Source organism: Sphingobacterium sp. UBA5670 (genome assembly GCF_002420705.1).
GTDB lineage: Bacteria > Bacteroidota > Bacteroidia > Sphingobacteriales > Sphingobacteriaceae > Sphingobacterium.
In genome coordinates, this window is sequence record NZ_DIIM01000003.1 from 307,094 (window position 1) to 322,626 (window position 15,533).

Below are 15,533 nucleotides of genomic sequence, written 5' to 3' on the forward strand. Positions count from 1 at the left end.
ATTGTTACTTAAATTAGGAATAAAGACCTTTTTTATCGATAAAATCAATTACCTTTTGCGGTGTAAAAAACTGAATATTTTTATTTTCCTTAATTGCTTTCCGCAGAAAAGTAGAAGATAATTCCATCAACGGTGTTTCTGTCATGATAATTGAAGGATGATCTTTAAATTTTTCAGTTCCGTACCCCGGCCGCGGATAAACATAAATTTGGTAATCACGCAAAATAATATCAGCATTCTTCCATTTTTCCAGCGATTCCAAATTGTCCTGCCCCATTAGGAGCACGAATTCCCGATTAGGGTATTTCTCCTTTAGATGCGTCAAGGTATCGATGGTATACGATGGTATGGGCAAGTGGAATTCAATATCACTGACCCGCAAATGTTCACAATCTTCCAATGCAAGATTCAACATTTCCAAACGGTCATAGGGATCTGCCAGCGTAGATTTCTTTTTAAACGGATTCTGTGGAGAAACCACAAACCAAACTTCATCCAGTCCAGTAAAGTTGGCCATATAATTTGCAATGATCAGATGCCCAATATGCACCGGATTAAAAGAGCCAAAAAATAAACCAATCTTACGCATGAACCTATTTATTGATAAATCCCATGACGATTTCTTCCGCATCGGCACATGCGGTAGCTAAATCAAAATTCTTCAATATAACATCAAACTTATTAGCATACGTAAGTTCCAATTCAGCCTTCGCAAACCGCTCCTGTAGTTTTTCCTCAGAGTCCGTTCCACGTCCTGTTAATCGTTCCTTAAGAACCTCCAAAGAAGGCGGCTGAACGAATATCGAGATTGCCTGTTCTGGAAATTTAGATTTCAAACGTAATCCGCCGACAACATCGATATCAAAAATAACATGTTTGCCTTCTTTCCAAATACGTTCAATTTCAGAACGCAGCGTCCCATAAAATGTACCTGAATAAACTTCTTCGAACTCGATAAACTCTTGTTTGGCTACCTTATGTAAAAACTCTTCTTTCGACATAAAATAGTAGTCTTTTCCATTCACTTCCTGTCCTCTGGGATCGCGTGTACTCGCTGAAATGGAAAACTCTATTTTATCGCCATGTTTACTTAAAAGATCCCTTACGATTGTTGTTTTTCCCGCTCCCGATGGCGCCGAGAATATAATTAATTTACCGCTCATTCTTATAATACGTTGAGCAATTGCTCTTTTATTTTTTCTAATTCTTCTTTCATTCGGACTACAATCTGTTGAATGCCCGCATGATTTGCTTTAGAGCCCAGGGTATTGATCTCCCTTCCCATTTCCTGTGAAATAAAACCCAATTTTTTTCCATTTGAATCTGCAGATTCAAATGCTTTTAAAAAGTAATTACAGTGGGAGCGCAATCGGACTTTTTCTTCAGTTACATCCAATTTATCAATGTAATAAACGAGTTCTTGTTCAAATCGATTTTGATCTACATTCTCCTTACCCACCGTATCATTTAAAAATTGCTCGATACGCTGTCTGATCAATGGAATACGTTCTACCTCTAGATCTTCCACTTGTCCAAGATAGGTCAATATCAGCTCGGCTCTCTTCTTTAAGTCTTCTGCAAGTACATTGCCTTCATCTTCACGAAATGTATTAAAACGTTTGACCGCATCATAAAAAGCATCCATTAATACTTTAGATTCTTCGTCATCAACCGAATCATCATTATTGGTGATTACCTCAGGCATATTTAATGCAAGTTCAAACAGGTTGACATTTGTGTCGTTGAGCTCGGATGCAATCTGCTGCAATTGACTGTAATATTTTTTAAGTAAATCAGAATTGATGGAAGACGCTTTTGCTGTTTGATCCGTGTATTCGACAGTTACATTCATGTTAACTTTACCACGCTCAATAAGTTTGCTGCTTTCAGTCCGCAGGGTTAATTCTTTGTCCGAAACAACTTTGGGCAAACGGAGATTTAATTCAAGGAATTTTGAATTTAAGGACTTTATTTCGACACTATATTTAACTTTACCGTTATCAGCGGAAGCCGTGCCATATCCTGTCATGGATTTTATCATATGCAAAGGTATGACTTTTCAGTAAAAATTGAATACTCTGCATTGATTAATTGCTGATACTCCCCAAATTAACTTCCTTTTAGTTCCAGTCGTGCTTGGCGATGATAACAACAAGATAACTTTCATAAGGCCTGGCACCTTTACATTCCACATAACCAATTCCGATATCATACAAGGAAGCATTCCACTGATCCATACCCAATAAATGCGTACGATGATGGTAACCGGGGGCCTCCTTTCCAATAATAAGGGCTTTAATGGCGTCTGTAGCACTTGCACGATTGGCAGCAATAGATTCAAAATTGTTTGAACTTCGTTTTTTCAGCCATTCAGGATTAAGCTGATACCCGGCCTCTTCAATGAAATAGTTAGGCCCATACCCCTCAGGAGAAACATGGTCAAAATAAGAGCGTTTAGCCATGTCTTTAGCGCGGTAAACAGCAACCTCAGCCAGCTGATTGTTCCAATGGAGTTTAGTCCGTTTAATCTTCTGCAGATTAAACAGTTTGAGTTCTTTCTTATACTTTTCTGGGTTTGTGCGAACTCTATTCAATAGTTCATAAGCCTCTTTCGCTTGATGATGATCAACAACAACACGCTGTGCTAAAGCAAACTGTGTAAAAAACAAGGTAAATGCTAAAACCAAATAATTCATACCTAAATAGTTATTTCATAAGCTCGTGATGCGCAGCCTTTCTATATAAAGAGATATTCAGATTATTCTCATCAATATATTTAGATGCTAAATATGGATATTTCATACAAAAAAAAAACGCTCTTTCAATGGTAGATTCGAATATTCGGGCAATTTTACCCGCTTCGTTTACTTGATAATTTTTTAGAGCAATCGCTCGTTCATCAACGTTAGTGCTTCCCAAGTAAGAATAATTCGAACTATTCCTTTAACCTTAAAAGACGATATTTAGTATGCAACGTTTAATCTTTTTTTGACTTTGTAGCAGCTAAAAACTGTATAAGCATGGGTATTAAGCTAATAAAAATAACGGCTAAGATAACCAAGGAAAAATTACGTTTAAAAAATGGCAGCTGTCCAAAGTAATAGCCTGCTAGGATAAATAAAGAAACCCATAATGTGCCCCCCACTATATTGTATTTTCCAAAGACAGTATAGGGCATTTTACCAATACCCGCTACAAATGGAGCAAAAGTTCTAACAATAGGCACAAACCGTGCATAAACGATGGTCTTTGTTCCGTGTTTGGCATAAAAATCCTGTGTTTTTTGCAGATAAGAAGGTTTAAATACCCTTGATCCTGGTCTAAAAACTCTTATTCCAACATATTTACCGATTTCATAATTCACGAAATCGCCAGAAATAGCAGCCAAGATTAAAATGAAAATAAACAGGGACAAAGAGAGCTGACAGTCTGGTCGGGCAATTATCGCTCCCAAGGCAAATAAAACAGAATCTCCGGGAAGAAAAGGTGTGACAACAAATCCTGTTTCAGCAAAGATGACCAAAAACAAAATCAAATAAGTCCAGTTCGCATAACTATTGATCAGCTGCAAAAGATGTCCATCAATATGCAATATAAAATCAATGAGTTGTGTGATCGTTTCCATTTTGATCCATAAAAAAAGGGAATCCTATTGGACTCCCTTTTTAGTTTTTATCTTTTCTTTTATGACCTCGATGACTATTGGCAATACAGATATAAAAATAATGATTAGTACCACCTTCGAGAAGTTATCCCGGATAATCGGAATATTTCCCAAGAAATATCCGGCGAGGGTTATTCCCCCCACCCACAAGACAGCTCCTACAACATTATACGTGATGAAAGTACCATAATTCATCTTTCCAATACCACCTACGAAAGGTGCCAAGGTGCGGACAATCGGTACAAAGCGCGCTATAACGATCGTTTTACTACCATATTTCTCATAAAAAGAATGCGTCTTGGCAATCTGCTCATCTTTGACAACCTGTTTACCAAAGAGCTTAAATTTTGTTAAGCGCATACCAAAATGCTTTCCGATAGAATAATTCAAGGAATCACCGGAAACCGCCGCAACCAACAAAACGAAAATCATCAGCCATACATTGAGATCATTTGGTTGTGCTGCTAGCATGCCTGCAGCAAACAACAAAGAATCTCCCGGTAAAAAAGGCATGACAACCACCCCGGTTTCTACAAAAATAATAAGAAACAGAATAAGGTATGTCCAAGTCTGATAATCATTGACTATTTCAACCAAATGTTTATCAATATGGAGAATAAAGTCAATGAGGTGTGTAATTATTTCCAAACCGAGAAGAATATTAAGCGTTGTTTAACATAACAGGCATCACCAACATCAAAATATCTTCATGATCTTCTGATACTGCTGGGATCAATAAGCCAGCACGATTTGGTGTACTCATCTCCAAAACAACTTCTTCGCTCTCTAGGTTATTTAGCATTTCAACTAAGAACTTGGCATTAAAACCAATTTCCATATCGTCTCCTTCAAATTGACAAGATAAGCGCTCATGTGCTTCATTAGAAAAATCCAGATCTTCGGCAGAGATGTGCAACTCACTACCTGAAATTTTCAGACGAACCTGGTGTGTCGTTTTATTGGCAAAGATCACCACACGTCTCAATGTATTCAAGAACAATAAGCGGTCTACAGTCAACTTGTTTGGATTGACTTGAGGGATTACAGCAGCATAATCTGGATAACGCTCGTCAATTAAACGACAGATCAAATTAATATTGCCAAAGCTAAAGAACGCATTGGTCTGATTATATTCAATGGATACTGCCACATCATCTGATGGCAGGGAAGATTTTAACAATGAAAGTGCTTTTTTCGGCAAAATAAGGGATGCTGGTTTTTCAGCACCGATATCCGTTCTTGAATAACGTACCAATTTGTGTGCATCTGTAGAAACAAAAGTCACATTCTTTTCAGCTAACTGTACCAAAACACCTGACATTGCCGGTCTCAATTCATCGTTACTAACGGCAAAAATTGTTTTGCTGATCGCTTCCGATAAAATAGGAGCTGGCATCTGAATAACAGAACCATTATCAATAGAAGGAATTTTAGGAAAATCGTCAGCGTTTTCTCCACTCAATTTATACTTACCATCACCTGCGCTGATTTCGATAGCCAAGGTATTCATGTCTACTGAAAATGCTACCGGCTGATCTGGCAAAGTTTTTAATGTCTCAATCAAAATCTTCGAAGGCATGGCTACTCTTCCTTCTTCTTTTGCCTCAATCTGTAGCGAAGTAACCATACTTGTTTGCAGATCCGTAGCAGAAATAGTCAAGTTATTGTCTTTTATTTCAAAAAGAAAGTTTTCCAAGATTGGCAAAACAGTACTTGTACTGGATGCGCCATTGATAGCTTGTAACTGCTTTAATAAAATTGATGTTGATACAATGAATCTCATTTCCTGAATACTAATTATTATGTGCAATAATACACAAATTAATCAATATTTTTCAGTTTTATAGGCGCCTTTCTTTCCACATAAAGAGATTTCCAAGCCTCAAATAAGCATTTGTATTTCAATTAATAAGCACTGCACCAAAAGTATAGAAAGCAAATTCGGCTCGATAAATCACAATATTTATTACATTTGTATAATAGCAGTAGTGTATGCAGTTTAAAGAGATCATTGGGCATAAAGACATCAAAGAACATTTAGTTCGCACGGTTCAGGAAAATCGTGTGAGTCATGCCCAATTATTCCTAGGTCCCGAAGGTTCAGGTAGCCTTGCTTTGGCTTATGCCTACGCACAATTTTTGAATTGCGAAAACCGGCAACCTACAGACAGCTGTGGCCAATGTTCATCATGTCGGAAATATAGCAAACTGATCCATCCGGATCTTCATATGTCCTATCCTTTTATAGCCAAACATAAAGAAGATACAGCAGCAGACTATGCGGAAAGCTGGCGAAAATCTTTTCTTTCCAATCCTTACATGGGATTGGAGTATTGGCGTAATCAACTGGATGCAGACAACAAACAGGTCAATATCAATATTGCCGAGGCGCATGGCATCATCAAAAAATTAAGCCTTAAATCATTCGAAGCCGAATATAAAGTTTTAATTATGTGGCTGCCAGAATACTTGGATACGCAAGGTAATGCACTATTGAAATTAATCGAAGAACCTCCAGAAAAAACACTCTTTATTCTGGTTGCTGAAAATCAGGACAAAATATTAAATACGATTATATCGCGTACGCAACTGGTCAAAATCAAGAAATTGAACCATGCTGAGGTTTCACAACACTTAAAGAGCGTCCATCATCTTTCAGATCAGGAGGCCGCAGAGATTGCTTTTATTGCGGATGGAAATCTGCAGGAAGCAATGAATCAGATCCAGTCCCAAACAAATAATCATTTTGGAATTTTGGTCAATTGGCTGCGCTTCATCGTTTCAGATGCCGGTACCAATATGATTTCTTTGGTAGAAGAAGAACTCTCAAAAATAGGAAGAGAAAACCAGAAAAGTTTTCTTTTCTATGCGATTAATATGATGCGCCAAATCATTTTGATCAAAGAAGGACTTTCAAGTCTTGTCTTCTTACCGACCAAAGAATTGGACTTTGTTCAAAAATTTGCAGTACATTATACCGTTGAACAAATCGAAGCAACCATAAATCTATTTGAGGAAACGCATTATTTTATAGAAAGAAATGCGAATCCCAAAATATTATTTTTAGATTTATCTTTGCAGTTAACATTAATATACAAGTACAAAACGTTTCCGAAAGGAACTCAATATATATAAATAGAAAACTATGGGATGTGGCAGTTGCTCATCCGGCGGAGGTTGCGGTACTACCACAGCAAATGGTACACCGGCAGGATGTCAGAATAATGGCTCCTGCATGACTAGCGGATGTAATAAATTAGATGTATATGACTGGCTTTCCGATATGGATATGCCTTCAAATTATAAACCATTTAATATCGTCGAAGTACGATTTAAGGGATCACGAAAGGATTTCTTTATTAATGTAGATAATATCTACCTGGAAATGGGTGAGATGGTCGTTGTAGAACCTTCAACTGGTGGTTATGATGTCGGACACATCTCCCTAACAGGTGAATTGGTCAGATTACAATTAAAAAAGAATAATGTTACCCCAGAAATGGTAACAAAGAAAATCTATCGGAAACCAAATGAGGTAGATGTAGAGAAGTATAACGCAGCAAAAGATCTCGAATGGGAAACTATGCACAAAGCCCGTAAATTGGCTTTGGACCTAGGCTTATCCATGAAGATTTCTGACGTAGACTATCAGGGTGATAAAACGAAGGCTACCTTCTATTACACTGCTGAGGGCCGCGTGGATTTTCGTGAACTCATCAAAAAAATGGCTGAAGCATTTAGGATAAGGATTGAAATGCGTCAGATAGGTATGCGACAAGAAGCAAGCCGTCTAGGCGGTATTGGTTCCTGTGGCCGTGAACTCTGTTGTTCGACTTGGTTAACGGATTTTAAAACTGTTTCCACGTCAGCTGCACGTTATCAAAATCTGTCCCTGAATACGCTAAAATTAGCTGGACAATGTGGAAAATTGAAATGCTGTCTCAATTATGAATTGGATAGTTATATGGATGCATTAAAAGATATTCCGAATAACATAGACCGAATTGAAACGCAAAAGGGAGTCGCTTATCTTCAAAAGACCGATATCTTTAAAAAAATGATGTGGTTCTCTTTTCCAGGAGCCGAAAATTGGATCGCGCTACCAGTCCAACAAGTAAAAGAGCTTGTTGAAATGAATAAACAGGGAATCAAACCTGAAGCGATTTCAAGTGCAATAGATACCGATGAAATCAAAGAAGAGAAAAATATCAATTACGATTACGAAAACGTAGTCGGGCAAGATAGCTTAACTCGACTTGATGATCGGAATAAAAGAAAGAAGAAAAGGAAAACCAAAAGCAATACCGCTAAACCGGAAACTAAAGCTGGTCAAAAAACGGATAAATCCGAACAAAATGTACCCAGACAAGGTTCTAAACCTCAGTTAGCGACCGATACTGTCGCTCCTACAGCAAATAAAGACAATAAAGAGGGAACAAACAATAGACCTAAAAAGCGATTCAATAGACACCGCAATAAAAATAAGGGTAATAATAACAACACTGCCCCAAAAGCAGAATAAAATAAAATATCCCTAATTTTAACACATTAGGCATATTCTTTTTACAGATAAACATGAAACTCAAAAACTCAACGCTCCTTGTTGGTATGTTATGTATTGGCATATGGGGTTCCTGTGACCAAACTTCAATCATTAATGATAATAAACCCATTGACAATAAAGCTTGGTTGAATACATCACCAGCTCGTTTTCAATTTCATATCAGCGATAAAACTAAACGATATGATGTATTAATGGATATTCGCCACACCCCCGAATATACCTTTTCAAACCTTTTTGTTCTCATCTATCAACGCGGCCCAGATAAAAAACAATATACTTATCGTAAAGAAATAAAAATGGCCCGCCCCGATGGAAAATGGATTGGAAAATCCTCAGGTAGTCTCTACAACAATCAATCCATCATCCATAAAGATTACCAATTTCCAGATACAGGAATGTATACAATTTCCATTGAACAGCATATGAAAGAGAATCCGTTGAAAGAAATCACCGATGTTGGGTTAACAGTTGTTCCAAAATGATAGCTTTACTACGATATCTGTTACTTCCTTTTTCAATTATCTATGGCTTTGCTGTTTGGATAAGAAATCGATTATATGATCTTAAATTGCTTAAATCAAAGACATTTGATATTCCGACGATTGTTATCGGCAATCTTTCTGTTGGGGGTACAGGAAAAAGTCCAATGACAGAATTTGTTGTGTCTAGCCTTAAAGACTACTATAAAACTGCTATCCTCAGCCGCGGGTATGGGCGAACAAGCAAAGGATTCCATCTCGTAAAAACTGATTCATCAGCCAGTGATGTTGGGGATGAACCCTTACAGTTCAAAAATAAATTTCCATATCTCACCGTTGCGGTTTGCGAGGATCGTTGTACCGGAATAGAAAAACTTCGGCCCGATCATCAGCTTATTATTTTGGATGATGCCTATCAACACCGAAAATTATCACCTCTTTTCAATATTTTACTGTTTGATTTTTCATCGTTTTTCCAGCCCATGCTGGTGTTTCCAGCGGGGAACTTTAGGGATCTCCTTATGGAAGCTAACCGAGCGCAAATTATAACGATCACCAAATGTCCTATTCATCTTTCAGCTGAAGATAGAAAGTCCATAGAACACAGAATCAGGCGATATAACAAAGAAGCTTTAATTACATTTAGTTATATTGATTACTTTGAACCGATCGATAGCGACGGAACCACAATCGATATTAGCGGCAAAGATATTATTCTAGTTACTGGTATTGCCAAACCGCAACCGCTTGTAAATTATATCAAGAAGAAGGCAAATTTAATCAAGCACATTTCTTTTGGAGATCATCATGCATTTAGCCAATCAGATTTAGATAAGATCACAACAGCGTACATGAACCTAGCAAGTACCAATAAAATACTATTGACTACCGAAAAAGACTTTCAGCGGTTAAAACCTTTTAAAAAGCTATTTGAAACGATGGACTTGGTTTACCTTCCTATAGGAATCCAATTTCATGATCCTACACAAAAAGGACTATTCATAAAAATGTTGCATGGCGCAGTTTCTCAAAGTGTTAATCAACCTTAAATTTTGTTAAGATCAAATACAATACTAAACTTTTTCATCAAATTTATATTCAATAGATAAAGAAAGAGCTGAAAAGCTTTTTGGTCCATAATAAGTGGATAATGAAATTGAGTGTACAATTATCATGGTTGGCACTCATGATATAAACTATATAAAGATGAAAAAGAAAATTTTAATGGCAGCAGCTTGCCTAATGTTAAGTGCTACAGGAGTTTTTGCTCAACAACGTCAGCAACGCAGCCCTGAGGAACAAGCTAAAATGCGTGTAGATCGTCTGGACAAATTATTAAGTCTCAATCAAGTGCAAAAAGATTCCATCTATAATCTTACCTTAAGTCAGGCACAGCAGCGTGATGCTCTTAGAGGCGACGGTGGAGATCGTAAAGCAAACATGGAAAAATTTAAGCAACTTCAGGAGGTACAGACAAGCAAAATCAAATCATGGCTTACTCCAGAACAAGCTAAATTATTTGATGAACAGCAAGAAAAAATGAAAGAAAGAATGTCCAAACGTTCTGATAATTAAACACTAAGACGCTTCAAAGAGGTCCTTGCAAATAAAACAAGGACTTTTTTCATATTTACCTTGATTTTGCAGCTTAACTCCCAAGCATCATTTCTATTGGATTAGATTTTAATGTACTCCGATCATAACAGCACATCTAATCATTAACCGTACCCTAAATATCGAAATAGAAATCCCCTACCGATATTAAAAAATAAAACAATCTGTTGTTTTTCAATCATTTAAACGCAATTAATGTTAAAAATCTGTTAAAGTAACATACTTGATACAATATTAATAATACTTTCTAAGTTTTTATAACAAGACAGTTTAATTGTAACTTTTTAAATACAATAGATATGAAAAAGCTAATTTTAACAGGAGTAGGACTTTGTTTGGCGTTTAGCCTTACATTCGCACAGCAAGTCACTCCGGAAGAAACTGCTGCAAAAGCAACTACTGAACTTGTACAGAAACTGAATCTGAACGATGAACAAAAAACGGCGGTATCGACTATTTTATTGGATCAAGCCAAAGCAGAACATACTATAGTAAAAGATAGTGCATCCTCTGCTCAGGCAAAAAGTGAGTCATTGAATAAACTTCAAAACGAAGTGGATACAAAAGTCAATCAATTACTGACCGAAGATCAAAAATCACTTTATCAAAAAATGATAGCCGAACGGCCTGCCAAATCTGTACCTGCAGCGGCCGAGCCTGTACAAACCGGATCTAATCATTAATGGGTAGTAAAATAAAGAAGCTTCAGCATACAAATTGAATAATTTCATCTAAAATTAAACATCATGAAAAAGTTATTTTTAGCAGGTATAGGTTTCTTCCTAGCAATGAGCCTAACATTTGCACAGCAAACAACACCAGAAGAAAATGCGACAAAAGTAGTGACTGAATTAGTCACCAAGCTCACATTAAACGATGAACAAAAAACGGCGGTATCAACAATTGTATTGGATCAAGAAAAGGCCATAGCAGCCATCATTCAGGATAGCACAGCGACTGCTGATGCGAAGAAGGAGAGTATTGGGAAAATTCAAGGTGCATCGGACAACAAAATACTTCAATTACTGACAGATGAGCAAAAGGTATCTTACCAGAAATATGTAACAGAAAGACCTCCGGTAAACATTCCCGTAACTCAAGAAACAACAGAAAATAAAGGATCCGGCAACGGACAGAGCAATCAATAACAATCAATCATTCTACAGGGATGAAAAACCTCTGATTATATAAACATATAGTCAGAGGTTTTTTAATGCATTAAATCGCCTTAAATCCATTAAAAAAGGGTTATCCTTGTTAATTGGATAACCCTTTTGTTTTCTACTTGCGGTAATTGACATTAAGATTTCAATTTTTTCATAATATCGCTTACATAAGTCTTAAATTTCTTGTCTGTTTCAATTAAATCCTCTACGGTTTGACATGCATAAATGACAGTCGAGTGGTCTCTTCCTCCGAAGAATGCGCCGATGGATTTCAGTGAAGACTTGGTATGAGCTTTAGCTAAATACATCGAAATTTGCCTGGCCTGCACGATTTCGCGCTTCCTAACTTTCGACTTTACCATATCCACAGGAACTTCAAAATATTCACAAACTAATTTCTGAATAAAGTCCATTGAAATTTCCTTGTGTGTATTCTTCACAAAATTCTTCAACATGGATTTCGCCAAACCCAAATCGATCTCCTTTTTGTTCAATGTAGATTGCGCCAATAATGAAACCATGGCACCTTCCAATTCACGGACACTGTTGTCGATTTGCGTAGCGACATATTCCACTACATTTTCTGGTAAATCAATACCATCAGAATACATCTTCTTCTTCAAGATTGCCATTCTCGTCTCAAGGTCAGGAATCTGAATATCTGCAGATAATCCCCATTTAAAACGACTAAGCAAACGTTCCTCCAAACCAGCTAAATCCTTAGGTGCTTTGTCCGAAGTCAAGATAATTTGCTTTCCAGATTGATGCAAATGATTAAAAATATGGAAGAAAATATCCTGCGTTTTTTCTTTACCAGCAAAGTTATGTACATCATCCATGATAATAACATCCATTGCTTGATAAAAGTTAACGAAATCATTGATTGTGTTGTTTTTCAATGAGTCCACAAACTGTTGACAGAATTTCTCACAAGACACATAAATGACCAATTTATCGGGAAGATTTCTTTTGATCTCATTTCCGATAGCTTGAGCAAGGTGAGTCTTTCCCAAACCAACATCTCCATAGATCATCAAAGGGTTAAATGACGTACCACCTGGTTTATTCGCTACAGCATAACCTGCTGAACGAGCAAGACGGTTACATTCACCTTCAATGAAATTTTCAAAGGTGTAGTTTTGATTCAATTGCGGATCAACCTGCAATTTTTTCAATCCAGGAATAACAAATGGATTTTTGATATCTCTATTTAAAGATACCGGTACCGGGATAGATTGTCTCTTTCCTTCTGCTCCATTGCCATTCGATGGAAGATTAGTCGTATAAGGATGAGAAGCGGAAGACTTCTCTACTACAATATTGTATTCCAATCTACCTTGTTCTCCTAAAAATTTCTTTACGGTCTTACGAAGAATTCCTACATAGTGTTCTTCCAGCCACTCGTAAAAAAATAAACTAGGCACTTGAATAGTCAAAACGTCACCCTCCAAACGGACTGCTTTCACAGGTTCAAACCAGGTCTTGAAACTTTGTGCTGGTATATTATCTTTGATAATCGAAAGACAATTATTCCAGACACTTGAATACGTTTTTTCCATTCTAAAATTGTTAATAAGTTGATTTACAATACGCGACAAAAAATATGTTGATAACTTTCTCTGAGAACGAAGATGACAAAAAAAAATCAGCTAAAAAACTAAAATATAAAATAATTGATAATACACTATATACCAGTTCTTTATTGTGTAAAATTGTGGAAAACTAGCGCTAAAATTGATCTCTAAAAATAATTATTAACATTCCAAATTTATTTCAAAAAAAAGAACAAAAAAAGTAGCAAACTCACTACGTTTCAGTCTTTAAGGTCTAGACCTAAATTAACCAAAATTATAGCGAATTACAACCTTTGGTTCATATATTTTTAATATTAAATTTATAAGAATTTAAAACCAACTTAACATCGCTGTCAAATGATAATTTACCGGATTTATACACAACCGAAAAATCAAGATCGTTATAAATTGGCTCTTCGGAAAAAGTGAATTGTAACATAGCAGATTACTTGAGTGCTCTCCTAAAGTTTGTAGTCAAAAACCAAAAAAGGAGATCTACACAGACCTCCTTTTAATAATATCTCAATATTGATTTTTATCCAACCATTGTACTGGTCAGCTTTCCATCGCAAAGTTTTTTAGCTTCCATTACGATAGAATTAGCATCATAATGCGCATTCTTCCACTGCGCATTTTGTTCTGCATGCTCAATGATCTTATCGGGAATACCCAAACGGACAACTTGACTGCGGTAACCGTGATCAGCCATAAATTCCAATACTGCCGATCCGATACCCCCTTGCAAACTTCCGTCTTCTACAGTAATAACTTTTGCAAACTTCTTAAATACCTGATGGAGCAAAACCTCATCCAAAGGCTTAGCAAATCTAAGATCATAGTGCGCGGGATGGATACCCAATTCATTCAATTGCTGTACGGCTTTTACAGCTTCGTTTCCTATAGCGCCGAAACTTAAAATAGCAAGTTCTTCTCCTTCGGTAATGAGACGCCCTTTGCCAATTTCAATTTCCGTAAATGGGCGACGCCAGTCTGGCATAACACCATTTCCTCTCGGATATCTAATCACAAAAGGCCCCTTGTTAGGTAATTGAGCCGTATACATTAAATTTCGTAACTCTTCCTCGTTCATCGGAGCCGAAACAGTCATGTTTGGAACACATCGCATAAACGCAATGTCATAAGCACCGTGGTGTGTAGCGCCATCTGCGCCAACCACTCCCGCTCGATCCAAACAGAAAACGACATTCAGGTTCTGTAATGCAACGTCATGGATCACTTGATCATAAGCTCGCTGCATAAAAGATGAATAAATATTACAAAATGGCAATAGTCCCTGAGTTGCGAGTCCTGCACTGAAAGTAACAGCATGCTGTTCAGCAATACCAACATCAAAAGCACGTTCAGGCATTGCCTTCATCATAATATTCATGGAAGATCCAGATGGCATTGCTGGAGTTATTCCCACGATCTTACTGTTCTCTTCTGCAAGCTCGACTAAGGTGTGCCCAAATACATCTTGAAATTTAGGTGCCACAGGTTTATCATTCGAAGATTTTTTGATCTCTCCTGTAATTTTATCGAATAAACCTGGGGCATGCCATTTCGTTTGATCTTTTTCAGCTAGCGCAAAGCCTTTTCCTTTTATTGTGACAACATGCAATAATTTTGGTCCAGGGATGTGCTTAAGATCCTCAAGTGTCTTTGCTAACTTCTTGACATCATGTCCATCTACTGGTCCAAAATATCTAAAATTTAAGGACTCAAAAAGATTAGCATTTTTTAATAAAGTGCCCTTTATACTTTTTTCAAGTTTCTTGGCAATACCAAGTGCGTTTGGACCAATTTCAGAAATCTTGGTCAACACAGCAGCTATATCATCCCTAAAACGATTATATCGTTTTGATGTCGTTATACTTGTCAAATACTCCTTCAATGCTCCAACATTAGGATCGATGGACATACAGTTATCATTCAAGATTACCAAAAGATTTGATTTGGAAATACCTGCATGATTTAACGCTTCAAATGCCATTCCACCGGTCAAAGCACCATCTCCAATGACCGCAATATGTTGACGGTCTTTTTCCCCTTTTATTTGGGATGCAACGGCCATACCTAGCGCTGCAGAAATAGATGTTGAAGAGTGCCCAACGCCAAATGCATCATATTTAGATTCAAAACGGTTGGGAAAGCCCGAAATTCCGTTCTCTATTCGATTTGTATGAAATATATCGCGACGCCCTGTTAGGATTTTATGTCCATAAGCCTGATGGCCAACATCCCAAATCAACTGATCATATGGGGTGTTCATTACGTAATGTAACGCCACCGTTAACTCAACGACTCCCAAACTTGCTGCAAAGTGACCACCGTTAACCGAAACCTGATCAATAATAAATTGACGTAACTCCTGGCTTACCTGTTCTAATTGGTCTTCCTTTAGCTTTTTAAGATCAGAGGGATCGTTTATTTTACTTAATAGTTCTCCAGTCTCAAACTGCATAGTAATGC

The 15,533-nt window shown here is 37.1% G+C and carries 16 protein-coding genes; 7 read left to right on the forward strand and 9 right to left on the reverse strand.

Annotation, left to right across the window (positions count from 1 at the left end):
• Nucleotides 1-13: 13 nt before the first annotated feature.
• From nadD to dnaN, 7 genes are all read right to left on the reverse strand, one after another.
• Nucleotides 14-589 carry a nicotinate (nicotinamide) nucleotide adenylyltransferase gene (gene nadD / locus B3C94_RS04125; RefSeq protein ID WP_293899443.1) on the reverse strand — a complete coding sequence of 192 codons (576 nt, stop codon included), beginning with the start codon at nucleotides 587-589 and terminating at the stop codon, nucleotides 14-16.
• A 4-nt stretch (nucleotides 590-593) separates the two neighbouring features.
• Entirely contained in the window at nucleotides 594-1,163 is a 570-nt protein-coding gene (gene gmk / locus B3C94_RS04130; protein ID WP_293899446.1) for a guanylate kinase, read from the reverse strand.
• A gap of 2 nt (nucleotides 1,164-1,165) precedes the next feature.
• Entirely contained in the window at nucleotides 1,166-2,041 is an 876-nt protein-coding gene (locus B3C94_RS04135; RefSeq protein ID WP_293899449.1) for a YicC/YloC family endoribonuclease, read from the reverse strand.
• A 79-nt stretch (nucleotides 2,042-2,120) separates the two neighbouring features.
• Entirely contained in the window at nucleotides 2,121-2,696 is a 576-nt protein-coding gene (locus B3C94_RS04140; protein ID WP_293899453.1) for a CAP domain-containing protein, read from the reverse strand.
• Between the two features lie 281 nt (nucleotides 2,697-2,977).
• Nucleotides 2,978-3,625, reverse strand: coding sequence for a DedA family protein (locus B3C94_RS04145; RefSeq protein ID WP_293899456.1), 648 nt, complete (start codon nucleotides 3,623-3,625; stop codon nucleotides 2,978-2,980).
• Between the two features lie 24 nt (nucleotides 3,626-3,649).
• Nucleotides 3,650-4,312: a DedA family protein gene (locus tag B3C94_RS04150; protein WP_293899459.1), complete on the reverse strand. Its 663-nt coding sequence runs from the start codon at nucleotides 4,310-4,312 to the stop codon at nucleotides 3,650-3,652.
• 13 nt (nucleotides 4,313-4,325) lie between these two features.
• Nucleotides 4,326-5,447, reverse strand: coding sequence for a DNA polymerase III subunit beta (dnaN, locus tag B3C94_RS04155; protein WP_293899462.1), 1,122 nt, complete (start codon nucleotides 5,445-5,447; stop codon nucleotides 4,326-4,328).
• Nucleotides 5,448-5,656: 209 nt separating this feature from the next.
• Here dnaN and B3C94_RS04160 point away from each other — a divergent pair, with 209 nt between their 5' ends.
• From B3C94_RS04160 to B3C94_RS04190, 7 genes are all read left to right on the forward strand, one after another.
• Nucleotides 5,657-6,799, forward strand: coding sequence for an ATP-binding protein (locus tag B3C94_RS04160; RefSeq protein ID WP_293899464.1), 1,143 nt, complete (start codon nucleotides 5,657-5,659; stop codon nucleotides 6,797-6,799).
• A gap of 10 nt (nucleotides 6,800-6,809) precedes the next feature.
• Entirely contained in the window at nucleotides 6,810-8,186 is a 1,377-nt protein-coding gene (locus tag B3C94_RS04165; protein WP_293899467.1) for a PSP1 domain-containing protein, read from the forward strand.
• Nucleotides 8,187-8,239: 53 nt separating this feature from the next.
• The gene (locus B3C94_RS04170) at nucleotides 8,240-8,710 is read left to right on the forward strand and encodes a gliding motility lipoprotein GldH (RefSeq protein WP_293899470.1); all 471 of its coding nucleotides are present in this window, start codon (nucleotides 8,240-8,242) and stop codon (nucleotides 8,708-8,710) included.
• A complete protein-coding gene (gene lpxK, locus B3C94_RS04175; protein ID WP_293899473.1) occupies nucleotides 8,707-9,756 on the forward strand; it encodes a tetraacyldisaccharide 4'-kinase in 1,050 nt (349 codons plus the stop codon). The genes B3C94_RS04170 and lpxK overlap by 4 nt, the downstream gene beginning before the upstream one ends.
• 157 nt (nucleotides 9,757-9,913) lie before the next feature.
• A complete protein-coding gene (locus B3C94_RS04180; RefSeq protein ID WP_293899476.1) occupies nucleotides 9,914-10,282 on the forward strand; it encodes a hypothetical protein in 369 nt (122 codons plus the stop codon).
• A 338-nt stretch (nucleotides 10,283-10,620) separates the two neighbouring features.
• A complete protein-coding gene (locus B3C94_RS04185; protein ID WP_293899479.1) occupies nucleotides 10,621-11,004 on the forward strand; it encodes a hypothetical protein in 384 nt (127 codons plus the stop codon).
• Between the two features lie 63 nt (nucleotides 11,005-11,067).
• Nucleotides 11,068-11,469 (forward strand): hypothetical protein, encoded by a 402-nt coding sequence (locus B3C94_RS04190; RefSeq protein WP_293899482.1) that lies wholly within the window; start codon nucleotides 11,068-11,070, stop codon nucleotides 11,467-11,469.
• Between the two features lie 152 nt (nucleotides 11,470-11,621).
• On the opposite strand, the gene dnaA is transcribed toward B3C94_RS04190, so the two are convergent.
• Both dnaA and dxs read right to left on the reverse strand, forming a co-directional pair.
• Nucleotides 11,622-13,046: a chromosomal replication initiator protein DnaA gene (gene dnaA / locus B3C94_RS04195; protein ID WP_046672557.1), complete on the reverse strand. Its 1,425-nt coding sequence runs from the start codon at nucleotides 13,044-13,046 to the stop codon at nucleotides 11,622-11,624.
• A gap of 550 nt (nucleotides 13,047-13,596) precedes the next feature.
• On the reverse strand, nucleotides 13,597-15,525 hold the full coding sequence (gene dxs / locus B3C94_RS04200) for a 1-deoxy-D-xylulose-5-phosphate synthase (RefSeq protein ID WP_293899485.1): 1,929 nt from the start codon (nucleotides 15,523-15,525) through the stop codon (nucleotides 13,597-13,599).
• Nucleotides 15,526-15,533: the final 8 nt, after the last annotated feature.